This is a genomic window from Roseateles sp. P1_C1_2, assembly GCF_056406535.1.
The window spans coordinates 142,550-164,371 of the sequence record NZ_JBFUAB010000005.1; the positions used below are offsets into that span (position 1 = coordinate 142,550).

At 70.1% G+C, this 21,822-nt stretch carries 17 protein-coding genes; 4 read left to right on the forward strand and 13 right to left on the reverse strand.

The features are described from left to right. Position 1 precedes the first annotated feature (1 nt). Entirely contained in the window at positions 2-1,384 is a 1,383-nt protein-coding gene (locus AC1D2H_RS06540) for a hypothetical protein (protein WP_478010349.1), read from the reverse strand. Positions 1,385-1,542: 158 nt separating this feature from the next. Here AC1D2H_RS06540 and AC1D2H_RS06545 point away from each other — a divergent pair, with 158 nt between their 5' ends. Beyond that, positions 1,543-2,958, forward strand: a complete 1,416-nt coding sequence (locus AC1D2H_RS06545) for a peptide MFS transporter (RefSeq protein ID WP_478010350.1) — start codon at positions 1,543-1,545, stop codon at positions 2,956-2,958. Between the two features lie 5 nt (positions 2,959-2,963). Here the strand turns inward: AC1D2H_RS06545 and AC1D2H_RS06550 are convergent, their stop codons facing one another. Next, complete coding sequence (locus AC1D2H_RS06550; RefSeq protein WP_477929134.1) at positions 2,964-3,542, reverse strand: hypothetical protein; 579 nt, start codon at positions 3,540-3,542, stop codon at positions 2,964-2,966. 80 nt (positions 3,543-3,622) lie between these two features. Here AC1D2H_RS06550 and AC1D2H_RS06555 point away from each other — a divergent pair, with 80 nt between their 5' ends. From AC1D2H_RS06555 to AC1D2H_RS06565, 3 genes are all read left to right on the forward strand, one after another. Continuing rightward, positions 3,623-4,081, forward strand: a complete 459-nt coding sequence (locus AC1D2H_RS06555; RefSeq protein ID WP_478010351.1) for a hypothetical protein — start codon at positions 3,623-3,625, stop codon at positions 4,079-4,081. Between the two features lie 20 nt (positions 4,082-4,101). Then, the gene (locus tag AC1D2H_RS06560; protein WP_477929137.1) at positions 4,102-4,767 is read left to right on the forward strand and encodes a glutathione S-transferase family protein; all 666 of its coding nucleotides are present in this window, start codon (positions 4,102-4,104) and stop codon (positions 4,765-4,767) included. A 147-nt stretch (positions 4,768-4,914) separates the two neighbouring features. Beyond that, positions 4,915-5,595 carry a class I SAM-dependent methyltransferase gene (locus AC1D2H_RS06565; protein ID WP_477929138.1) on the forward strand — a complete coding sequence of 227 codons (681 nt, stop codon included), beginning with the start codon at positions 4,915-4,917 and terminating at the stop codon, positions 5,593-5,595. Positions 5,596-5,645: 50 nt separating this feature from the next. Here the strand turns inward: AC1D2H_RS06565 and AC1D2H_RS06570 are convergent, their stop codons facing one another. The 11 genes from AC1D2H_RS06570 to AC1D2H_RS06620 all read right to left on the reverse strand — a co-directional run bounded on the left by AC1D2H_RS06570 (position 5,646) and on the right by AC1D2H_RS06620 (position 21,755). Beyond that, positions 5,646-6,791, reverse strand: coding sequence for a fatty acid desaturase (locus AC1D2H_RS06570; RefSeq protein WP_478010352.1), 1,146 nt, complete (start codon positions 6,789-6,791; stop codon positions 5,646-5,648). 142 nt (positions 6,792-6,933) lie between these two features. Continuing rightward, the gene (locus tag AC1D2H_RS06575; protein WP_478010353.1) at positions 6,934-7,941 is read right to left on the reverse strand and encodes a hypothetical protein; all 1,008 of its coding nucleotides are present in this window, start codon (positions 7,939-7,941) and stop codon (positions 6,934-6,936) included. Beyond that, a complete protein-coding gene (locus AC1D2H_RS06580; protein WP_478010354.1) occupies positions 7,938-8,465 on the reverse strand; it encodes a (2Fe-2S)-binding protein in 528 nt (175 codons plus the stop codon). Before AC1D2H_RS06580 ends, AC1D2H_RS06575 begins: the two co-directional genes overlap by 4 nt. Then, on the reverse strand, positions 8,462-11,311 hold the full coding sequence (locus tag AC1D2H_RS06585; RefSeq protein ID WP_478010355.1) for a xanthine dehydrogenase family protein molybdopterin-binding subunit: 2,850 nt from the start codon (positions 11,309-11,311) through the stop codon (positions 8,462-8,464). Before AC1D2H_RS06585 ends, AC1D2H_RS06580 begins: the two co-directional genes overlap by 4 nt. Before the next feature lie 105 nt (positions 11,312-11,416). Next, positions 11,417-12,718, reverse strand: a complete 1,302-nt coding sequence (locus tag AC1D2H_RS06590; protein WP_478010357.1) for a M20/M25/M40 family metallo-hydrolase — start codon at positions 12,716-12,718, stop codon at positions 11,417-11,419. Between the two features lie 21 nt (positions 12,719-12,739). After that, positions 12,740-15,826, reverse strand: coding sequence for a ligand-binding sensor domain-containing diguanylate cyclase (locus AC1D2H_RS06595; RefSeq protein WP_478010358.1), 3,087 nt, complete (start codon positions 15,824-15,826; stop codon positions 12,740-12,742). A 61-nt stretch (positions 15,827-15,887) separates the two neighbouring features. Further along, positions 15,888-16,637 (reverse strand): AAA family ATPase, encoded by a 750-nt coding sequence (locus AC1D2H_RS06600; RefSeq protein ID WP_478010359.1) that lies wholly within the window; start codon positions 16,635-16,637, stop codon positions 15,888-15,890. Further along, positions 16,634-17,200, reverse strand: a complete 567-nt coding sequence (locus AC1D2H_RS06605; RefSeq protein ID WP_478010360.1) for a hypothetical protein — start codon at positions 17,198-17,200, stop codon at positions 16,634-16,636. Before AC1D2H_RS06605 ends, AC1D2H_RS06600 begins: the two co-directional genes overlap by 4 nt. Positions 17,201-17,331: 131 nt before the next feature. Next, positions 17,332-18,015, reverse strand: coding sequence for an ABC transporter ATP-binding protein (locus AC1D2H_RS06610; protein ID WP_477929154.1), 684 nt, complete (start codon positions 18,013-18,015; stop codon positions 17,332-17,334). Between the two features lie 3 nt (positions 18,016-18,018). Next, positions 18,019-19,281, reverse strand: coding sequence for an efflux RND transporter periplasmic adaptor subunit (locus tag AC1D2H_RS06615; RefSeq protein ID WP_478010361.1), 1,263 nt, complete (start codon positions 19,279-19,281; stop codon positions 18,019-18,021). Beyond that, positions 19,278-21,755 carry an ABC transporter permease gene (locus tag AC1D2H_RS06620; RefSeq protein WP_478010362.1) on the reverse strand — a complete coding sequence of 826 codons (2,478 nt, stop codon included), beginning with the start codon at positions 21,753-21,755 and terminating at the stop codon, positions 19,278-19,280. Before AC1D2H_RS06620 ends, AC1D2H_RS06615 begins: the two co-directional genes overlap by 4 nt. Positions 21,756-21,822: the final 67 nt, after the last annotated feature.

Below are 21,822 nucleotides of genomic sequence, written 5' to 3' on the forward strand. Positions count from 1 at the left end.
GCTACTCCACGAACATGCGCGCATGCCCTTCATGCGCAGCGGGCGAGCGCCAGTAGGGCGATTCGAAGGTGACGTGGATGGAGGGGCACTCGTCCTTCGGCCGCAGGAAGACGCTACGCACTCGCCTGCCCTGCGTCTGCAGCGCGCGGCGCAACTCATCCTCGCCGGGCAGCTGGAATCCTGGCTGGGTGTACAGCACCAACTCCGCCACCGTGGGGTGCTGCGCGAGCGTTTCGAAGTCGACATGGCCCGCCGGCAACAGCACGCTGGCGCTCTGCAGTTCCGCCCAGTGCTTGAAGGTCTCGTAGCTGGCCAGCGTCCCGCCACGGCTGTAGATGAAGGTCCAGCGCAGCCGGTTCAGCCCTGCGATGGGCTCGAAGTTCTGCACCTTGGGGGTCTTGCAAATCTCCAGCATCTCGATGCTTGGGGCCTGGGCCAGCGCGCCGAGGTCCGTGAGGCTCAGGCAGTGCGCCAGTCGCAACTCGCGCAGCGCCTGGAAAGGCGCCAGGCCTTCCAGCGAGGTCAAGGGCGCCCCGGAAAGGATGAGGGATTCCAGACCTTGCCAGCCGTCGAGGGCGTTCAGCGTCTTGAGCTTGCGCGGGCGCCTGAGCTCCACGCGGCGCAAGGCGGGGTTGTTCAGCCATTGGGGGTTGAGCTTCTCGGCGTCCAGGCAGCGGAAGTTGCGCAAACGCGGCAGCTTGCGGTAGTCGCCATGGGCTGGTGGCGCCTTGTGCAGATGGATCTGCTCCAGGCCCGGCAGCAGGTCGATGTCCTCCAGGCTCAGCTCTTCCGACGGGCTCCTGAGGCCGCGGATCTTGTGGGCATAGGGTTGCAGCACCCCCAGCGAACCCAGGCCGGCACCGGGGCTGACCCAGTAGACGTCGTTCTCCGCCAGCGCGGCCTCCGAGGCGGCGCTCCAGCGATAGATGTCCAGATCCAGCGTGCCGTCGGGGCGCCCTTGCAGCCAGTGGTCGTCGCTCTTTTCCAGAAAGTCCGGCGTCTCGCCGAACCATCCCTCGAATTCGCAGTCATGCTGCAGGCCGAGCTGGCACATCTCCTTCGTCCAGGCGAGCAGGGCGTCTTCCGTCATCAGCAACGGCGGGGTGAGGCCGGTGACCACCCATGACGCCACCGCCAGCCAGGTGGCGGTCCAGTCCACGAAGGCGCCCGTCTTGCGCACCTGCGGGTCATGGCCACGCGCCTTCAGCACGGCCGCCAACGAATCGGCCTTGGCCTGCGTGTGGGTGTGGAAGAAGAACTTCAGCGCCTTTTCATCGGTCGGCCGAATCCGCCAGGACCGCAGCGAGGCCAGTTGCCGGGGCGTTTTCCAAGCCGCCCGCGCCAGGCTGCGCTCGAAGCGTTCCTCGGTGACAAAGCTTTCCATGCCGCCGCCTCTCCCTTGATGAATGCGCCGCATCGTAAGCAAGGAAAACGACGGGCCGGCCCATGACGCCCGTCATGCCCGGGGCATTCCCATTGCCAGACAGTCACCCGGGACGGACAGTCGCGGTTTTCTTCTTCGCATCTCGACGGGACACCCCCTTGACCTCCGCCACCCTGACCGCGGGCAGCGACGCCACAAGCGACGCACGCGCCCGCCACGACCGATCCTTCCTGGGCCACCCCGCCGGCCTGGGCTGGCTGTCCTTCTGCGAGCTGTGGGAGCGCTTCAGCTACTACGGCATGCAGGCCCTGCTGGTGCTCTACCTGAGCAACTACCTTTTCCTGCCGACCCACATCGGCAACGTGGCCGGCATGGACGCGCTGCGCCATGCCATCGAGAACGTCACCGGCCCGCGCTCGCCGCAGCAGCTGGCGTCCGCGGTGTTCGGCCTCTACGTGGGCCTGGTTTATCTGACGCCCATCTTCGGCGGCCTGCTGGCCGACCGCGTGCTGGGCCGCACGCGCACCGTCGTCATCGGCGCATTGCTGATGGCCACCGGCCACTTCCTGATGGCCTTCGAGACGGCGCTGCTGCCGGCCCTGGGCTGCCTGCTGCTCGGCGTGGGTTGCTTCAAGGGCAATATCGCGGCCCAGGTGGGCGACCTCTACGCGCCGGGAGACAAGCGCCGGGCGAGTGCCTTCCAGATCTTCATGCTGGCCGTGCAGATCGCCGTCATCGCCGCGCCCATCGTCTGCGGCACGCTGGGCGAGAAGGTCGGCTGGCACTGGGGCTTCGGCTCGGCCGGCGTGGGCATGCTGATCGGCCTGTTCGTCTACCTGGCCGGCCGCCGCTGGCTGCCGCCGGAACCCCAGCGCGAAGCCGGCAAGGCCGCGGCCCGCCCGCCACTGGGCCGCCGCGGCGCGATGCAGGTTGCGCTGCTCATCGGCATCCTGCCGGTGCTGATGCTGTCCATCGTCGGCAACCAGCAGTTCAACAACGCCTATCCGCTGTGGTCGCAGCAGCATATGGACATGATGGTGGGCAGCTTCGAGGTGCCGGTGACCTGGCTGCAGGCCGTGGACGCCCTGGTCAGCACCATCACGATGCTGGGCTCGCTGGCCTTCTGGCGTTGGTGGGCCACGCGCCGCACCGAGCCCGATGAAGTCACCAAGATGGCGCTGGGCTCCTTCGTGGCGGCCGGTGCACCGGCGCTGCTGCTGATCCCGGCGTTTGCGCTGGAGGCCGGCGGCGGCAAGATCAGCATCCTGTGGACCTTTGCCTACACGCTGGTCAACGACATCGGCTTCGCCAACATCATGCCGGTGGGCCTGGCCCTGTATTCGCGTGCCGCGCCGCGCGGCCTGCAGGGCGTCATGATCGGCGTCTACTACCTGCACCTCTTCTTCGGCAACACCTTCGTCGGCTGGCTGGCCGGTTTGCTGGAGGTCATGCCGGGTTCGCAGTTCTGGGGCCTGCATGCGGTGCTGGTGGCCGCCGCCGGCGTGGGACTGCTGGTGGTCAAGCTGGTGTTCGGCAGGCTGCTGGCGCCGGACGAGGTGCCGGCCCAGGCCTGACACGCTCAGGGCGTGGCAGGGTCCGGCGTGGCCACGCCCAGTGAACGCGTCAGGGCGGCCATCAAGGCCTTGTACCTGGCGCGCACCTCGGGCTTGCCGGCCGCGCTGCCGGGCTCGGAGAAGCTCGCCGTCCACGCCTCGTCCCAGGTGTAGCCGCAATCGCTGCGGCGGTCGCCATCGGGGCCCCAGATCAAGGCGCGCAGGCGCGCGTCATGGCCCGCACCGGTGTAGGTCTCGAACAGCGCCTCGATGAAGGCCTGGTAGGCCTTGTAGACCTCGGCCTCGAAGACATGCCGGTAGATGTTGAGGGTGCGGTCCAGCTCGCGCTTGGCCTGGATGGCTTCGGCGGGCGAGACCGTCTTCCAGTAGCCCACCCAGGTGAAGAAGCACAGCAGCTTGTTCAGGCGCGGCGCGATCTCGTCATAGATGGCCAGCCGCTTCTCGATGAGCTTCTGGTTGGTCCAGTTGCTGAGGTCCAGGCGCTTGAGCTGGCGGCTGAACAGCCAGCCCAGCAGGGCCACCGACAGTGGCGTCAGCACGCCGACGATGAGCTTGGCGATTTCCAAGGTGGGCCATTGAGCCATTCAAGCCTCCTGAGGCAGCAAGCGCAGCGTAGCCGGATGCATCGACACGGCGCAATCCCGCCTGCCTAAACTCTGCGGGCATGCACGACGCCCTCGACCACCTGACCCGTGAACTGTCGCTGGACGCAGCGGCGCAGGAAGGCCTGCGGCTGCGCTTCGGCCTCGCCTGCGTGCAGCGGGTGCGGCATCTGCTGGAGGACGCCGACGTCATCGCCTGCCTCGACGTGCTGGGGCGCTTTGTGGACGGCCGCGCCACGCAGGCAGAGCTGGAGGCGGCGGCCGCCGATGCAGCGCGGCTGGCCAACCACCACCCCGGCTCGCGCTCGCTGGACGGCGTGGGCCATGCCGCGGTGTCGGCCTCCTACGCCGTCGCCAACGCGCTGGCCGGCCGGGCGCTGCGCGCGGCCGAGTACGCGGCCTATGCCAGCGTCTACGGCGAGGGCGGCCATGGCGCCGTGCAGCAGCGCGAGTCCTTCCAGCCTGAGTTCGACTGGCAGCTGCAGAGGCTGCGAGACCTCGCCGCTGAAGTGCCGCGCTAGCGCTGCCTACACTGCAACGCATGATCACCGTCCACCACCTCAACAACTCCCGCTCGCAGCGCGTGCTGTGGCTGCTCGAAGAACTGGGCCTGCCCTACGAGATCAAGCACTACCAGCGCGACGCCAAGACCTCGCTGGCACCGCCCGAGCTGCGCCAGGTACACCCGCTGGGCAAGAGCCCCGTCATCACCGAGGGCGGCCTGACGGTGGCCGAGAGCGGCGCCATCCTCGAATACCTGGTGGACCGCCACGGCCAGGGCCGCCTCAAGCCCACAGGTGAGCAGGACCTGCTGCACTACCGCTACTTCATGCACTTCGCCGAAGGCTCGGCCATGCCGCCGCTGGTCATGAAGCTGGTCTTCAACAAGATCAAGCGCGCCCCCATGCCCTTCTTCGTCAAGCCCATTGCCAAGGGCATTGCCGACAAGGTGCTGGGCAGCTTCGTGCAACCCAATATCGATGCGCAACTGAAGTTCCTCGAAGCCGAGCTGGCTTCGCGGCCTTGGTTTGCCGGCGCCGAGTTCTCGGCGGCGGATGTGCAGATGAGCTTCCCGGTCGAAGCCGCGGCGGCGCGGGGCACGATGGACAGCTACCCCAAGCTGAAGGACTTCCTGGCCCGCATCCACGCGCGGCCGGCCTACAAGAAGGCCCTGGAGCGCGGCGGGCCGTACAGCCTGATGAACTGAGCGGCCTACACTGGCGCCAAGGCTGCGCGCTGCGCAGCCGCATCCGTCTTGCCCCGCCGGCCTGTCGCCCGGCCGCTGTGAATAAACAGTGGCGCTGACCTCCCCGTGTCGCATTGCGCTCGAACACGCAGGTCACCTGGGGCTCTCATGCCCGGCTATGAAATCAAAGTCCAGACACTCGCCATCAATGGCGCAACGGATCTGCAGGTCCGCTCGCTGCTGGACAACGACCAGTTCGCCGACTCCGCCGGTGCGGCCGAGGCCCTGGGCATCTCGCCCGCGCAATGGCCGTTGTTCGGCCAGGTCTGGCCCTCAGGGCTGCACCTGGCCGCCACGATGGCGATCCGGCCCCTGACCGACGGCGAGCGCATCCTCGAGATCGGCTGCGGCCTGGCCCTGGCGAGCCTGGTCTGCCACCGCCGCGGCGCTGAGGTGACGGCCAGCGACATTCACCCGCTGGCCGGTGCCTTCCTGCTGGAGAACTTGCGCCTGAACGAGCTTGCGCCGATGCGCTACTGCCATGGCGACTGGAGCGAAGACGCCGTGATCGCAGACGGTGGCGCGCCACGCGTGCAAGGGCGCTTCGACCTCATCATCGGCAGCGACGTGCTCTATGAGCGCGACGACGGCGGCGCGTTGGCGGCCTTCATCGAAAAGCATGCGCTGCCGCGCTGCGAGCTGCTCATCGTCGACCCCAACCGCGGCAACCGCGCGGCGTTCGGCAAGCGCATGGTGGCGCTGGGGTTCGAGTTCAGTGAGACGCCGCTGATGGCCGAGGCGGGGAGCCCGGAATACCGGGGTCGACTGATGCGGTTTGTGCGGGGTTGAGCAGCGAGTGGCCACGCAGGCCGATCTTGTCCGCGTGTCCTGCCATCGGCTCAGCCGTGCACGCGGCCCCATGTGGTGGGCTCTGACACCCGACCGCTGAAGTCAGTCCAGCGCTCGGCAGCAAGGTCGTACAGCTTGCAGCGCTTGGCTGTCTGCACGTACCAGCGCCATGAGAACCGCTGCACGATGATGCGCCCCGGCAGCGCGGCTTCAAGAATGGATTGCGCCTGCTTGAGCTTGTACAGCGGGATGCTCATGTCCACGTGATGGGCGGTGTGTTCCATGATGTGGTGCAGCAGACCGCCGATCTTCAGCGGAAACGTCAGATGCACGGTGGTGGACACGAAAGGGTCACTGGCCGACCAGCGCGCCTTGTCTTCGTGCCACCGCACTTCCGTGTGGGTGTGATGCACGTAGATCACGAAGCCGATCATGGCATTCCAGAACACGAACGGCACGGCAAAGCCCAGCGCGACCATCGCCCAGACCGACTGGCCGGTGGCCCGCGCCGCCCAGACCAGCAAGGCGATCCACACGGCGCCCGCCGCAACGGCGAGCAGGCCATCGGCCACAAACAGGGCGCGGCGTGCCGGCATGTAGCGCTTGCTGGGAAACAGCATGCGCAGCCACCACATCTCGATGAAGTAGTACAGGCCGGGCGCCCAGCCGCTGCGGTACACGCGCTCCAGCAGGCGCCTGGCTGGCGGCAGGGCAGCGTACTGCGCAGGGGTGAGCGGCTGCCACACGAAATCCTTGCCCTTGAGATTCGTGAAGCCGTGATGCATCACGTTGTGCCCCACCTCCCACAGGCTGTATGGCGTGAGCGACGGCAGGAAGGCGATGCGCCCCAGCCAGCGGTTGAGCCGGCGGTGTGGCGTATAGCTCTGGTGGCAGGCGTCGTGGCCGATGATGAACAGGCGCCCGATCACGAAGCCAGCCGCCAAAGCCACCGGCAGCTTCATCCACCACGCCGGCAGCAGCACCACGCCCGCCATGGCGGCGACGAACAGCATCCAGTCCAGGAGCAACAGTCCCACGGCACGCACGGTCTGAGGCTGAGAGACAGGGATCAGCCAGGAACGTATTTCCTTGCGCGCAGGCATCCGTGCGTCGCGATCAATGATCGGCACCGCACTGGGGCGAGACGACGAGGAACCGGAAGAAGAGGACGAAGACGGCTGCAAGACTTGACTCATGAGGGCGCTGTCAATGAACTCGTTCGATGCTAGCCAGCCGTCTGTGCAAGGATATTGCGATGCGTCAAGGACTGCGCAATGCCGCGCGGTCCCGCCTGTTGCGCACGCCCAGCGCGCCAGCCTGTGCGGCATCCTCCAGCCGTCAGCGCTTGGCCGCCTTCGGCCCGTACTCCACCACCCTGCACCCCGCCCCCTGCGGGTTCTCGCAACACGCCGCCAGCTTCTTCAGGCTCTCGCTGAACTGCTCGTTCCACTGCGCTTCGCTGTGCAGATTGCCGGGGCTCATCCAGTGCGACTGCGGGAACTTCCGGGACCAGGCATCGCCGCCTTCCTGCTCCGCATTGCCGGTGGACTGCTTCATCGCGACCTTGCAGGAATTCATATTGCCCATGCGGTGGCAGGCGGTGCAGGTGTTGCCGCGCGTCGTGATGCCGAAGGCGTTGAGCCTGGCCCAGGCCTTCTTGAAGTCCTCGCCAATGGCCTTGGGCTCGTAGAAGCCGAAGGGATCGCCGGGCAGTTGAGTCGTTTGCGCGATATAGGGCGAGTACATGAAGGGCCCGCTGTCATGGCAGTTCACGCAGGCGGGCTGGCTGTTGGCGACCTTCGCGGGCGTGAGCCAGACCTTGTCGGCCGGCAACGCCGCCGTGCCTTCCGGGCTGGGCGGCTGGGGCTTGCGCGTCAGCGTGCTGGGCGAGGGCACCCAGCGGCCGTCGATGCCGCTGCCAGGGGTCAGGGGCGACTTGGCCTTGGCAGTGAACCAGCAGGTCTTGCCGTTCTTCAGGCTGTGCGAGATGACGTTGATCTCGTCGAACAGCGGGCTGCCCGCCGGCCGTGCGAGCTGCTTGCGGCAGATGGCGCTGACCTGCGCCGCCTTGTCGTCGCGCAGCACCAGCGCGCGGCTGCCCGGCACGCACTGGCTTTGTGCATCGGCCTGCGGCAGCAGGGAAGGCCGGTCGCAGCGCGGCGGCGCGGTGTCGGCCGGCACGCGCTGGCCGTCGATGGTGATGGGGATCTCCTCGCCGGCCATGCAGCTGAAGGCGGGGATCTCGCTGACCTGCTCAGCGCACTGGCGGCCGTATTCGAACAGCGTCTCGGCCTGGCTCATCGTCGGAATGAGGCCGGCCAGCAGCAACAACAGCAAGGCTCTCATGCGCTCACCAGGCCTTTCTCCGCCAGCACCAGAGCGCGGATGGCCTGGTGGTAGCGGGCGTAGCCGGTACAGCGGCAGATGTGCTGGCCGACGGCGTCCTCGATGGCCGCGTCGAGCTGCTCGCGCTTGACGGGCTGCACGCGCAGGCGGCCGAGCAGCATCTCGGTCGCCATGACGAAACCCGGCGTGCAGTAGCCGCACTGGAAGGCGAAGTGGTCGAGGAAGGCCTGTTGCACGGCGCTGGGCTTGGCCATGCTGCCGGTGCCCTCCACCGTCGTGATGGACTGGCCCTGCAGCAGGGCCACCGGTGTGGAGCAGGCGAGCATGGGCTGGGCCTGGCTGTCCGGCTGGCGGCGCGCCGCGACCGTGCAGGCCTTGCAGACGCCGATGCCGCAGCACAACCGCGTGCCGGACAGGCCCAGCTCCTCGCGCAGGAAGTCGACCAGGGGCAGGTCGGTCGGCACCTCGGTCCGGATGGGCCGGCCGTTGACGTGGAACTGGACGGGGACGAGATGGTCACTCATGCCAGGGCCCTTTCGATGTCGGCGGCAGTGATCGGCAGGCAGCGAAAGCGCTTGCCGGTCGCGTGGGCGATGGCATTGCCGATGGCCGGCGCAATGGGGCAGAGCACGGCTTCGGCAATGCCCTTGGCCGTGGTCTCGGTGGTGGGCAGCGGCGTGATGCGCATGCGCGCCAGCGGCAGGTCGGCACTCAGCGCGACGTGATAGCGGTCGAGGTTCCAGCGCCCGTCGCCCGCACCGCCGGCTTCGAGCGGCAGGTCTTCCAGCAGCGCGTAGCCTATGCCCATCGCGATGCCGCCCTGGGCCTGGCCCATCAGCAGGTCGGGCTGTAGCACCTTGCCGGCGTCCACCAGCAGCTGCACGTCGACAACGCGCGGCGCATGGTTCTTCGGCCCGATCTCGACAGCGACCAGCACGCCCGACGGCGCGTACAGGCTGCGGCCGTAGAGGGCGGCCTGGGGATTGGGCGGCACGACGTTCTGGCGCATCACGGCGGTCCAGCTCAACTCATTGGCAGCGCGCAGCGACAGGCCGTCGATGGGCAGCTGCAGGGACTGCTCGGGCGACAAGGCGTAGGTGCCGGCCACCCAGGAACCTTCGTAGAGGCCATGCACCATGGCCGCCGCCGGCCAGCCCTTCGCGTAGACCTTGGCGGCCAGCGCGGCCAAAGGCAGCCGCTCCAGGCCCGGTGCGGTGAGATGACCCGCGACCCAAGCCGTCTTGCCCTGCAGCCGCGCCAGCGGCACGCCCCAGAGCGCGGCCGCGGCCGGCAGCAGGCCGGCCTGGAAGAGCACCTGGCTGGCCTGCTCTGTCACGTGGACCTGGTGGAAGGCCGTCAGGCAGGCGCTGCTGGACATCGCAAAGCCCGCCGTCCAGTTGGGCTTGCTCCAGTCGCCGCCGGGGTAGGTGCTGACGTCCAGCGCGTTGAAGCTGGCGACGTCGCCCATGACGATGTCGTGGGCGTTGTGGCCCAGCCAGCCGGCCGTGGAGAGGGCCAGCGTCGTCGCCGAGCCATTGCCCATGTCGACGCAATTGGTGCGCACGTTGAGGCGGCCGGCGGCGTCGATGGCGACCTCGGCCATGACGCCATCCTTGCCCGTGCCATAGGCCTGGTTGGCCAGCGCAAAGCCGACGCCGTAGCGGATGCCCTCACGGGCCTTGCGCGCCTTCACGGCCTCGCGGTCGCGCCACAGCGCGTGCTCGCGCGAGCGGCGGCAGATCTCACGCAGCGTCATCGCCTGCGTCAGCGGTGCGCCGGTGATGGTGCGGTCGCCCTCGCGCAGCGCGTTGAGCTCGCGCAGCGCGATGGGGTCGCGCCTGAGCGCCACGGCAACTTCGTCCACCAGCGTCTCGACGGCAAAGCTGGCCTGCGGCCCGCCGAAACCGCGCATCGAGCCGGCGACGACGCCGGTGCTGGGTTGGGCGATGGCGTCCACATAGGCCTGCTTGATGTCATAGCCGCTGAGCCCGCAGTAGGCGGCCAGCATGGCGACGAACTGGCTGTAGTTGTTCTGCCCGCCCGAGGGCAGCACCTGCTGGCTGCCGAAGGCCAGGAATTTGCCGGTCCTGGCGTCCACGGCGATGCGCTGCGTGATCTTGCTGGCCAGCTGCTTGAGGCCGCCCTGGAACTGCTCGTAGCGGTCCTGGGCAATGCGCACCGGGCCATCGGCCAGGGCGGCCGTGACGGCCAGCAGCGGCGGGAAGGTGGACACGTCGCGCCCGCCGAAGCCGCCGCCGGGGTAGCAGGAGTTCAGCACCACGGTCGCCACCTTGATGGGGCAGTTCTTGCTGAACAGCGCCAGGCTGTCAAGGGAGTCGCCGTTGGTGGCCTGGGTGCCGAGCACGAGGTTGAGCGTGCCCGTGCCTTCGCTGTCCAGCCAGGCGAGGCCCGCTTCGGGCTCCATGAACATCGGGTCGAGCACCTGCGTCGTGTAGCTGCCGCCGAGCTGCAGCACGGTGGGGCGGGGCGCCTGCAGCGTGGCGTCGATGCGCTCGCGCAGCGCCTTGGCCTTGCTGTTGTAGGGCTGGCTGGCGCTGTCGGGCGCAAACGGGTCGGAGGCATAGCCCACCTGCACCTGCGAGAAGGGTTCGGCGCCCGGCGCGTCATAACGCGTCAGGTAGTTGACCGGCGAATAGGCCTTCAGATAGGGAATGACGGGTGGCGACGGCGGGGGCGGCGGCAGGGCGGCCGTCTTCACGACGCCGGGCTGGAACTGCAGCACCCGCTTGGCGCGGCGGTAGGCGTTGCTGTCGGCAAAGACGAGGATGGCCACCGGCTGGCCGTAGAACTGCGGCGCGCTGCCCACCGGCACGAGCAGCTGATAGACGCCGTCATTGCCCGCGCTGGAGAAAGGCAGTTGCAGGTTCAGCGAGGCCAGGTCGCGCTGCGGCCAGGGGTAGTCGGCGAGGGCGGTCTGCGTGATCGTCAGCAGCGGCGCCGCATCCACGCCCCTGAGGCCGCCGAGGTCGAGGCCGGCGAAGAGCAGGCCCGGCTGCGTCGCGCGCAGGATCATGGCCATGCGCTCGGGGCTGCTCGTGGGCCAGCCGGGCATGTCGGCGGCGCGAAAGTCGCGGGCGTAGATCTTCTCGCCCGTGACCTTGGCCAGGCCATCGATGCGAAAGCGCGCCTTGCCCGGCCCGCCCGACCAGTCGGGCGCCCCCGCTGGCGCATGGGGCTGCACGGGGGTTTCAGGCCGCGGCGGCTTGGCGCCGGCCAGCTTGGCCACGAGCGGCTTGGCCAGGGCGAGTTCGTGCACCAGCAGCGTCACGGCCGCCGCACCGCTGCCGATGACGCCGCGGCGGGTCAGCCTGAACGGCCCGTTCGGATTCGTTTCCGGGATGTCCGACACGCCTGCCTCCCTCCGTTCAATTGGGGGGCGAGTGTGTCACCGCCATGCGCTGGCCATCAGAGGATCAGCCCGTACTCGGCGCCTCACGGCCGCCCATGGCCGCGGCTAGCGCGTCAGGCGATAGATCAGCAAGGCCGCACGGATGGCGCCGCGTTCGATGGACGCGATCTCCAGCCATTCGTCCGGCGTGTGCGCACCGCCGCCCGCGGCGCCCAGGCCGTCCAGGCTGTCCACCAGCGGCGCGACGAATTGCACATCACCCGCGCCGCGCTGGCCGGGCGGGAAGGCCACGATGGCATTCAGGCCGGCGTCGGCGCTGGCGAGCGAATAAGCCTCCAGCAGCTTGAGGTTGCCGGGCGTGGGCGCCATCGGCGGGTAGGTTTCGTGGAAGCTGAGCTTGGAGCGCGTGCCGGGCAGGGCCTGCTCGACGATGGCCTGCATGCGCTCGCGGGCCCTGGCGCCCTGCGCTTCGGTCAGATAGCGCAGGTCGCCGCGCACCTGGGCATCGCGCGGGATGACATTGGTCTTGCCGAAGGCCTGGCCCTGGCTCTCGCCGTCATCCCATTTGGCGCTGGTGCCGGCGACCAGCGTCGCGGCATTGAAGGTCAGGTCGGGCTCGATGAGCTGCTCGCGGAAGGCGTTCAACACGCGGGCGGCCTCGTACAGCGCGCCATAGCCGTCACGGCCAAAGACGCCGGCCGAGTGGCCGGTGCGGGCCGTGACATTCAGATGCCAGGTCCCGGAGGCGCGACGGCCGATGGTGGCGGTGTCGCGGCCTTGCTCGTCCTTGGCCGAACCTTCGAAGGCCAGGGCCACGTCGCTCTGCTTTGCCGCGTCGATCAGCGCGGCGCGCGCCACTTCGATCGGGCTGCCAGCGCGCTCCTCGTCGCCGGTGAAGACGGCGCGCACCGTGCGCCCCTGCAGCGCGCCGGCCTCGTTCAGCGCCCGCAGCGCCAGCAGGATGATGACGTCGCCGCCCTTCATGTCGGACACGCCCTGGCCGCGCACACGCCTGCCGTCGGCTGCCCAAGGCGGCACGGCGCTGTCCTTCTCGAAGACAGTGTCCAGGTGGCCGATCAGCAGCACGCGCTTGCCCTTGTCGCCGCTGCGCTCGGCCACCAGATGGCCGGCGCGCTTCATCGCGGCCGGCATGTCGACCCAGCGCGTCTTGAAGCCCAGCGCGTCGAACTCCTTGCCGTAGAGGGCGCCGACCTCGCGCACGCCGGCAGGGTTCAGCGTGCCGCTGTTGACGAGCACGCTGCGTTCCAGCAGCTTGAGCGCGTCGGGCGTCAGCCGCTTCACGTTGGCAACGATCTGCTGCTCTTGCGCATCGAGGCCGGCGGCCATGGCCGAGGAAGTGGCGAGCAGCAGGGCGAGAGCGGTCAGGACGGCGTGCGGCTTCTTCATGCCCTGAGTTTCACCGCAAGTTCAGGTCGTCAGGGCGTCGTCCACGGCGTTGCTGCGCGCGACGACCAGCCGCTTCTCGGCCCGCCAGGCCGGCAGGCTGTCGGGCGCCTCGCGCGGCGACAGGCCGTTGGCGCGAATGGCGCCCACATAGCCGTCGCGGCCCTGGGCCTTGGCGGCATACAGCGCCGAATCGGCCAGGGCCAGGCAGGCGCGCCAGTCCCACAGCCGCGGGTGGCGCGGGTCCAGCGGGAAGGCGCAGAAGCCGATGGACACGGTCACGTGCACGGTCTCGCCCGGCGCGATCTCGAAGGGCTGCTCGCGCACGGCGGCACAGACGCGCGCGGCCAGCTCGGCGGCGTCGCGCCTCTCCGTCTCGCGGGCCAGGGCCAGGATCTCCTCGCCGCCCCAGCGCACCAGGGAGTCGGTTTCGCGGAAGACGGCGCGCAGCCGCTCGGCCAGTTGCACCAGCACCGCGTCGCCGGCCGCATGGCCGTGCACGTCGTTGATGCGCTTGAAATGGTCCAGGTCGAGCAGCATCAGCAGCAGGTCGGCCTTGGCGCCGACGGCGGCCCCGGGCCCGCCATCGGGTGTCTCGAAGCGGCGCAGGCACAGGCGCAGGTCGTCGTCCAGGCGCAGTTCCAGGTAGCGGCGGTTGCGCAGGCCGGTCAGGGCGTCGGTCAGGCTGAGCTCGCGCAGCTCGGCGGTGCGTTCGTCCACCAGCGCCTTGAGCTCGGTCTCGCGCAGGCGCAGCGAGCGCGTGCGCCAGCGCATCCAGGCCCAGATGGCCGCCAGCGCCGCCAGCACGCCGGCGATGCGCGCCGCGTCGGTCTCCCACCAGGCCGGCTCCAGCGTGATGGGCAGCTGCAGCTGCTCGGTGCCCCACAGGCTGTGGTGGGCGGTGGCGCGCACCTGCAGCACATATTGGCCGGGCCTGAGCGGGCCGAAGCTGGGGTTGCGGCCGCTGGCGTCGACGCGGGTCCAGTCGCTGTCCAGGCCGTCCAGCCGGTATTCATAACGCAGCCGCGTCGGGTCGGCATAGTCCAGGGCGGCGAACTCGACGGACAGCGTGCGCTTGGCCGGCGGCAGCGTCAGGCCCTGGGCGCCGTGCGGCAGCTCCCAGGGCTGGCCATTGACGCGCACGCCGCTGATGACCAGCGGCGGGCTGGTGCGCTGCGCGCGGTAGGCCTCGGGCAGCACGCGCAGCAGGCCGCGGCTGCCGCCGAACAGCAGGCCGCCGCCCGGCAGCTCGGTGCTGGCAAAAAACCAGAAGCTGCCGAAGTTGGCGCCCTCGGCGCTGCCAAAGCTGTCCAGCCGGTCGGCCGCCGGGTCGTAGACATAGAGCTGGCTCCAGATGCGGCCCTGCTCGTCCTCGTGCAGATTGCCGCCGAACACGCCTTCCACGCCGTGGCGCTCGCTGATGCGCTCGAAGCGCGCGCGGCCCTCGCCGTCCCAGCCCTTGAGGCGGTGCAGGCCGCTGACCGGCGTGTCCACCCACAGCCGGCCGTCGCGCCCCCACAGCAGCGCCATGACGATGGGGCTGGCCAGCGCCTCGCCGGGCGCCTGCGGCACGACTTCGAGGCTGGCGTCGCCGACTTGCTTCTCGCGGAACAGGCCTTGTTGGCCGCCCACCCAGAGACGCCCGTCCGGCGCGGCGCTCAGCACATAGACACCGCCGTGCAGCGGCCCGCCCAGCGGGTGCACGCGCTCCGGTGCCGCGGCGGCCTCGCCCGCCAGGCGGTACAGGCCCTCCTGCATGCCCAGCCAGACGCTGCCGTCCGGCCGCAGCAGCAGCTGCTGGGCACGGCCACCGTCCAGCGCCCAATCGCGCAGCAGGCGGCCGTCGGCGGCGCGGTGTTCCAGGCGGCCGGCCGCCGCCATCCAGAGGCTGCCGTCAAGCGCCTCGGCCATGATCTCGACGACGCTGCGCCGCTCTCGCGGCCATTCGCCCAAGGTGGCCAGGTCGCGGCCCGGGCGACCGTCCAGGCGGGCGATGTGGCCGGCCTGCGTCGGCGCCAGCACCTCGCCGTTCTTCAGCGCCAGCACGGCCCGCACGTCGGCTTCGGCCAGCGGGCTGTTCAGGTCGACGTCGGGGCCGCGCACGGCCAGCGCGGGGTGGGAAAGATGGCGCTGCACGCCCAGGCCGTAGCCGCTGACCCACATCGCGCCGCTGCGGTCGCGCAGCAGGCCGCTGACGTCGTTGCCGGCCAGGCCCATGACGCGGCGTGCGTCCTGGCGCAGGCGCGCCTCGATATCACCGCTGGCCGGGTTGACCCAGAACAGCCCGACCTTGCCGCCCACCCAGAGCCGCCCGTCGGGCGCCTCGGCGAGGGCGTTGATGGGCATGCCCAGCGCCTGCACCCAGCGCACCTGGCCCTGCTCGACGACGCCAAGATGCCCGTCCTGCGTGCCCAGCCAGATGCGCCCGCCGCGGTCCTCGGCCAGGGCCTGCACGGGCATGCCGGCGTCCAGGCCGGGCAGGGCGAGGTTTTCCCAGGCGCCGTTGACGAAGCGCGCCAGGCCGCGCCAGTGGCCCGCCCAGACGACGCCATTGGCACCCACCTGCAGCGCGAGTACCCGCTTCTCGGCCTGGCCGCGCCAGCGCAGCTCATGGGCCTCGAAGCGCTTGGCGGCCGGCAGGTAGCGGAACAGGCCCTGGCCCAGGGTGCCGACCCAGATGCTGCCGTCGCGCGCCGCCGCCAGCGCCCGGATGGACGCCTGCGGGCCCGTGCCGCCCTGGGCGCTGCCATGGCTTTCGACGCGGTCCTGCTCGGGGTCATAGGCCACCAGGCCCTGGAACTCCGTGCCTATCCACATGCGCCCGTCGGCCGCCGGGGCCATCGCCCTCACCCAGCCCAGACTGCGCTTGGCCGTCGTGTCGCCGGCCTGCTCGATGGGCCGCAAGCGGTAGCCGTCGTAGCGGGTCACGCCTTTGTTCGTCGCGATCCACATGAAGCCGGCGCGGTCCTGGGCGATGGCCGGCACCGAGTTCTGCGGCACCGTCACGCTGCGGAATTGCACCTCCATCGGGCCCACGCCGGCGTCGGCGCGGGCCAAACCCGCCCCGAGCAGCATCAGCAGACCGAGCAGGCCTTGAATTAGGGGGTGCATACACCGCCATCCTAAAGGCGCCGATTGACGGCACCACCTGCGCGGGTGTAACGCGCGGGCCTCAGCCGGCGAACAAGTCACGCAGGCTGCGCTCCGGATCGGCCATGAAATCACGCATGACCCGGAAGTGCGCCGTGTCCTCGTAGCCCACGCGGTGGATGCCGTCGGCGTCGAAACGGTAGACCCAGGCGTCCGGATAGGCCATCAGGATGGGCGAATGCGTCGCGATGACGAATTGCGAGCCCTGGCGCACCAGTTCATGCAGGCGCGCCAGCGCGTCGAGCTGGCGCTGCGGCGACAGGGCCGCCTCCGGCTCGTCGAGGATGAAGAGGCTGCGGCCGCCGAAGCGCTCGTTGAGCAGCTTCAGGAAGGACTCGCCGTGCGACTGCTCGTGCAGGGAGCGGCCACCGTAGGAATCAATGATGGGCGGGCCGAAGGCGGGTGCCTCATCGAGCTTCTCGATCTCGGTCGCGACATTGAAGAAACTCTCGGCGCGCAGGAACCAGCCGTCGCGCGGCTGCTTGAAGCCCTTGGCCATGCGCAGGAACTCGTGCAGCACCGAATGCGAAGTCCGCGTACCGAAGTGGAAGTTCTTGCTGCCGCCCTCGGCATTGAAGCCCATGGCCACGGCCAGGGCCTCCAGCAGCGTCGACTTGCCCGAGCCGTTCTCGCCGACGAAGAAGGTGACCTTGGGGTGCAGCTCCAGGCGGTCCAGCGTGCGCACTGCGGCCAGGTTGAAGGGGTAGCGCTCGAAGGATTCGACCTTGTCGCGCTGCAGCGCGAGGTGGAAGACGAATTGGGAGGCGATCACTGCCTGGCCACGACGGGAAGCTGCGACAGCGTCGTCCCCGGTGCGGCGACAAAAGGGGGCCGGTCCCGGGAAAGCACACTGAAGCCGCCCACGAGGGTGTCGCCGGGCATGGCGTCGCCCGCCTTCACGAATGACATCGTGCCCACATAGGTCAGTGCCCGGTCGGGCGGCAGGGCTGGCTCGGTGTCGAAGCGGATCGAGTAGCGGATCAGCCCCTGGCCATCGGCGACGGCCTGGCCCCTGGCGCGCAGAAGTTTGAGTTCGGGCCTGTGGGTGCCGCCATCCGGACCCGGGTCGATGTCGATCTCGTAGCGGCCCGAGGCCGTGCAGGGGGCCACCTTGACGGCCTTCCAGACCACCGACGCCGCCGGCTCGCTGAACACCATCAGCCAGTGCGCCTCCGCCGCGAACTTCTGCAGCTCGGCCTCGGCGACGCCCTTGACCAGATAGCCGCTGCGCGTGAAGAGCACCTCGACGGTCCGCCCTGCTTCCACGAGAGCCAGCTTGGTCTCCATGTTGGCGAAGCGGGTGATGCGGAACTCGGTGCCGTCGCTGACGGCCATGGTCTCAGCGGACGCACGCGTCCAGCTGTTGGTGCATTCCGCCCAGGAAGGGCCCGAGCAAGCAAGGGCGGCCAGAGCGATCAGGGTGGGTCGCGTGAGCATGGGCCTGCGGCATGGTTGCGATGCCCCGACTATGCCAACGCCGCCACCGCGTCCACCACCACCCGCCCATCCAGCAGCCTCAGCGTGCGCGACGCCTGGGCCGCATGCTCCAGCGAGTGCGTGACCATGACCAGCGTCGTGCCCTCGGCATTGAGCTCGCGCAGGATGCGCATGACCTCGGCACCATGGGCGCTGTCGAGGTTGCCGGTGGGCTCGTCGGCGAGCAGCAGGGCTGGCCGCGCGGCGATGGCGCGGGCAATCGCGACGCGCTGCTGCTGGCCGCCGCTCAACTGGCTGGGCCGGTGGCCGGCGCGGTGGGCGATGCCGAGGCGCTCCATCACTTCGGCCACGCGCTCGCGGCGGGCGCGTGCCGGCAGCTCGCCGTATTCCAGCGCCAGCGCGATGTTCTCGGCCACGCTGAGGTCGTCGATGAGGTTGAAGCTCTGGAAGACGAAGCCGATGCGGCCGCGGCGCAGCGTGTTGAGCTGCTTTTCGCTCCAGCCGGCCACGTTGTGGCCATCGAACCAGTATTCGCCGCCCGACGGCGCGTCGAGCAGGCCGAGGATGCCCAGCAGCGTGGACTTGCCACAGCCCGAGGGGCCGGTGATGGCGAGGTATTCGCCGGCCTCGATGTCGAGGTCGATGCGGTCCAAGGCCGTGGTCTCGATGTCGCCGGTGTGGAAGGTCTTGGTGAGGTGTTTGAGCTTGAACATGCGTCAATCCAGTTGGAGGGTTTGGGCCGAAGCAAAGGCGCGGTAGGGGGAGACGACGACCTGCTCGCCGGACTGCAGGCCGCCGAGGACCTCGATGACGCCATCGGCGCGACGGCCGAGCTTGAGTTCGCGGCGCCGGGCGTGGCGGCCGTCGGCGTCAATCACGAAGGCCCAGGCGCCGCCGGTGTCGGCATAGAAGCCGCCGTCGCGCAGCAGCAAGGCCTGGGTGGGCTGGCCCAGCGTCAGGCGCACGTCCAGGCCCTGGCCGACCTGCAGCGGCGGCGCATCGGCGTCGAAGCCCAGCTCGACAGTGAAGCGGCCGTCCTTGACCTGGGGGTCGATGCGGGCGACGTGCAGGGCATGGTCACGGCCACCGTGAGCCAGCGTCGCGGTCAGGCCCTCGCGCACGCGGCCGAGATGGAACTCGTCCAGGCGCAGCTCCAGCTTGAAGCGCCCCAGGCTGTCCAGGCGCGCGATGCGTGTGCCGCTGCGCACGCTCTCGCCCACCTGCAGCGCGAGGCCGGTCAGCCGGCCGGCCACCGGCGCGCGCACGGCCAGGCCTTCGCTGGCGGCGCGCATGGCGTCCAGCCGCTTGTTGAGGTCGGCCACGGCGCGCTGCATGGCCTGCACGGACTGCTCTCGCACGGCCAGCTCCTCGCGGCCATCGGCCTGCTGCTGGGCGAACAGCCGCTCGGCCATGGACAGCTTGTCGGCCGAGTCCTCCAACGCCGACGGCGACAGGAAGCCGGTGGCGGCCAGCTCGCGATTGCGCTGGTGCAGGCGACGCACGCGCTCCAGCTCGAACTGCGACTCGGTCAACGTGCGGCGCTGCGCGGCCTGTGCCTGCATCCACGCGGCGCGCAAGGTGGAGAAGTTGGCGAGCTGCTGGGCGGCCTCGCTGGAGCGCGCCATCAGCTCCTGGGCGCGCTGGCTGCTGGCCAGCACGACCAGCAGCTGGCCGGCTTCGACACGTTCGCCGTCCTTGACCAGCACCTGCTCGACGCGGCCTTCCTCGGTGGCGTCCAGCAGCACGGACTGCAGTGGCTGGGCTGTGGCGCGGCCGACCACGACGTCGCGGAAGGCGCCAGGCTTGGCAGCCGCGATCTCGACATCGGCGCGGGACACCGGCACGCCGCGCGGCCAGTGGCGCAACAGCAGGCCGGCTCCGCCCAACGCGACGGCGGTCGCCAGCACCACCAGCCAGCGGCGCGACGGCACGGCGACGCGCCGGTCCATGGCCGCGCCGGAAGTCAGCACCGCGCTCATCCGCGCAAAGCCTGCAACGGCCGCAGTGCCAGCGCAGCGTGCAGGTGACGCGCCACGGCCAGGGCCGTCACGGTGGCCAGCAGCGCCACCGAGGCCAGCAGCACCCACAGCGAGAACGGCCCCACCGGCGCGCGTTCGACGAAGTCCGCCAGATAGCGCTGCGACAGCCAGGCCGCCACCGGCAGGGCGATGGCGCAGGCCACCGCCAGCACACCGGCGAACTCGCGCGCCAGCAGGCCCGCCACCGCGCCCGCGCCGGCGCCATGCAGCTTGCGCAGCACGATCTCGCGCTCGCGCAGCCGCAGCGTGTAGGCAGCCAGGGCGTAGATGCCCACGGCTGCGAGGCCCAGGGCCATCAGGCCGGCGATGCCGACGACGCGGCCCAGGCGCGTGTCGTCGGCCACCTTCTGCAGCAGCATGTCGCGCATGGGCAGGGCGCTCGCCTCGGCCTCCGGGAAACGCTCCTTGACCAGGGCCGCCAGCTTCACGCGCGTGGCCTGGGGGTCGCGGCTGTGCACGCCGATGACGCCATAGCCGCGCTCCACCGCGGGCCGGATGGCATGCGGCTGCGGCGGGCTGCGCGGGCCTTCGAGGCGGATGTCGTCGATGACGGCCACGACGGTGGCGGGTTTGCCGTCATCGATATTGGGGCCTGTGCCGAGTTGCTGGCCCACGGCCGCCTCGGGGCTGGCAAAGCCGAGGGCACGCACGCCGCTGCGGTCCAGCACGATGCCTTGCTGGGCCTGCTCGGCGACATGGTCGGCCGACAGGCGCCCGGCAATGACGCGCATGCCATAGAGCTGGAAATAGCCCGGCGTGAAGCCGACGCCGGTGCGCAGGCTCACGGACTTGCCGCCGACACCGGTGAACTCGCCATACCAGCTGGCGAAGTCGCGGCCGGGCACGTCCTCGGCGGCGGCGGTGGCGATGACCTCGGGCCAAGTGCGGATTCGCTCCAGCAGCGCCTTCGTCTGCGCGGGCTGGGCCTCCCAGGGCAGCTCGATGGCGACGCGGTCCTGCGTTTCGAAGCCGCGCGGGATGTCGGCGGTGTGCTCGGCCTGCCACAGCACCGTGAAGGCCAGCGTTGCGAACACGGCGGCGGCGCCGAACTGCAGCGTCGTCATGACGCGGCGCAGCCAGCGGCTGGCCCGACCCTCGCTGTGGCTGCGGCCCGCCAGCGACTCGGCCGGCCGCACGCGCAGCGCGATGCCACTGAGCGGCAGCGCACTGAGGGCGGCGATGGCGCCGCACAGCAGCAGCGTCAGCCCCACCATGGCCGGCGCCAGCACGGGCGCATGGAACTGACGCTGCATCAGCACCTCGACCGCGGGCGTGGCCCACCAGGCCAGCAGCAGGCCCAGGACGCCGGCCAGGCCCGCCACGACGGCCGCCTCGGCGAAGAACTGCAGGGCCAGCTGGCGCGCGCCGGCGCCCAGCGACTTGCGCAGGCCAATCTCGCGCTGACGCTTCAGCGTGCGCACGCTCCACAGGTTGACGAAGTTGATGACGGCCAGGGCCAGCACGCCGGCCGCCGCCGCGGCCAGGCTGCCGAGCTGCAGGCGGCGCAGCGGGCTGCCGGCACCATGCAGGCCGACGTCCACCACCGGTATGGCGCGCAGATAGGCTGGCTTGCCGCCGCCCTTCAGGAAGTCCATCGGGAAGCCGGGCGGGATGGGTTGCTGGTCCAACAGCCGCTGCGCGAGCGTGGTCAGCTGCTCGGGTCGGGCGCCCGGCTGAAGGCGGGCGTACAGGTGGCCGGTGGTGTGGAGCCAGGTGTCCGAGCGCGCCAGATAGGCCTTGGCGGCAGGCGCGTGGAAGCCGGCAATGGCGTCGAAGCCGAGCATGCCGTTGAGGTTGGGCGTGGGCAGCACGGCCTTGACGGTCAGCGTGAACTGATGCGCCGGCTCGCGCCCTTCGGGGTCGGGCGGCAAGGCGATGCTGAAGCTGCGACCGACCGCCTGCGCCGTGCCGAACAGCTTTTCGGCCGCCGATGCGCTCAGCGCGATGCCCTCGGGCGTGCCGAGGGCCGCGGCCATGTCGCCGGCCAGCGGCTTCAGGCCGAACAGGGTCTGCAGGTCGGCGTCGCCCACCGCGATGACGATGCGGCTGCTGCGCTGCACACCCTGGGCATCGGCGGCGCTGGCCGCCAGCTGCGTGAACAGCACCCGGCTCATCGCCTCGACCGGCGCCCCGTTGGCGCGCAGCTCGTTGTACAGGGGCACGGTGGGCACTTCACGGTACCAGTCGGTCTTGATGCCCCCGGGGCCCCGCGCCTGCCATTCGAAGGCGACCAGGCGCTCGCGCTCGGGCAGGCCGGCGTCGGGCCACAGCACGTCCTGCAGGAAGCTGGCGGTCAGCAGCGTGAGGGCCAGGCCCAGGGCCAGGCCGGCGATGACGAGGGCGGCCGGGCCGGGCTCGGCGCGCAACTGGCGCCAGGCGCCGCGCCAGAAGAGGGAGGAGGGGAGCAGCTTCATGGGTGGGTCTTGTGCAAGAGGCGGGCCAGCCCGTCTTTCCCGGGGAAACCGGGTTTCCCACGGTGGT

Excerpts from the sequence above, each read along its gene's own strand:
- AC1D2H_RS06540 (WP_478010349.1), bottom strand. The coding sequence starts at position 1,384 with ATGGAAAGCTTTGTCACCGAGGAACGCTTCGAGCGCAGCCTGGCGCGG.
- AC1D2H_RS06550 (WP_477929134.1), bottom strand. The coding sequence starts at position 3,542 with ATGGCTCAATGGCCCACCTTGGAAATCGCCAAGCTCATCGTCGGCGTG.
- AC1D2H_RS06555 (WP_478010351.1), top strand. The coding sequence starts at position 3,623 with ATGCACGACGCCCTCGACCACCTGACCCGTGAACTGTCGCTGGACGCA.
- AC1D2H_RS06560 (WP_477929137.1), top strand. The coding sequence starts at position 4,102 with ATGATCACCGTCCACCACCTCAACAACTCCCGCTCGCAGCGCGTGCTG.
- AC1D2H_RS06565 (WP_477929138.1), top strand. The coding sequence starts at position 4,915 with ATGCCCGGCTATGAAATCAAAGTCCAGACACTCGCCATCAATGGCGCA.
- AC1D2H_RS06570 (WP_478010352.1), bottom strand. The coding sequence starts at position 6,791 with ATGAGTCAAGTCTTGCAGCCGTCTTCGTCCTCTTCTTCCGGTTCCTCG.
- AC1D2H_RS06575 (WP_478010353.1), bottom strand. The coding sequence starts at position 7,941 with ATGAGAGCCTTGCTGTTGTTGCTGCTGGCCGGCCTCATTCCGACGATG.
- AC1D2H_RS06580 (WP_478010354.1), bottom strand. The coding sequence starts at position 8,465 with ATGAGTGACCATCTCGTCCCCGTCCAGTTCCACGTCAACGGCCGGCCC.
- AC1D2H_RS06590 (WP_478010357.1), bottom strand. The coding sequence starts at position 12,718 with ATGAAGAAGCCGCACGCCGTCCTGACCGCTCTCGCCCTGCTGCTCGCC.
- AC1D2H_RS06595 (WP_478010358.1), bottom strand. The coding sequence starts at position 15,826 with ATGCACCCCCTAATTCAAGGCCTGCTCGGTCTGCTGATGCTGCTCGGG.
- AC1D2H_RS06605 (WP_478010360.1), bottom strand. The coding sequence starts at position 17,200 with ATGGCCGTCAGCGACGGCACCGAGTTCCGCATCACCCGCTTCGCCAAC.
- AC1D2H_RS06610 (WP_477929154.1), bottom strand. The coding sequence starts at position 18,015 with ATGTTCAAGCTCAAACACCTCACCAAGACCTTCCACACCGGCGACATC.
- AC1D2H_RS06615 (WP_478010361.1), bottom strand. The coding sequence starts at position 19,281 with ATGAGCGCGGTGCTGACTTCCGGCGCGGCCATGGACCGGCGCGTCGCC.
- AC1D2H_RS06620 (WP_478010362.1), bottom strand. The coding sequence starts at position 21,755 with ATGAAGCTGCTCCCCTCCTCCCTCTTCTGGCGCGGCGCCTGGCGCCAG.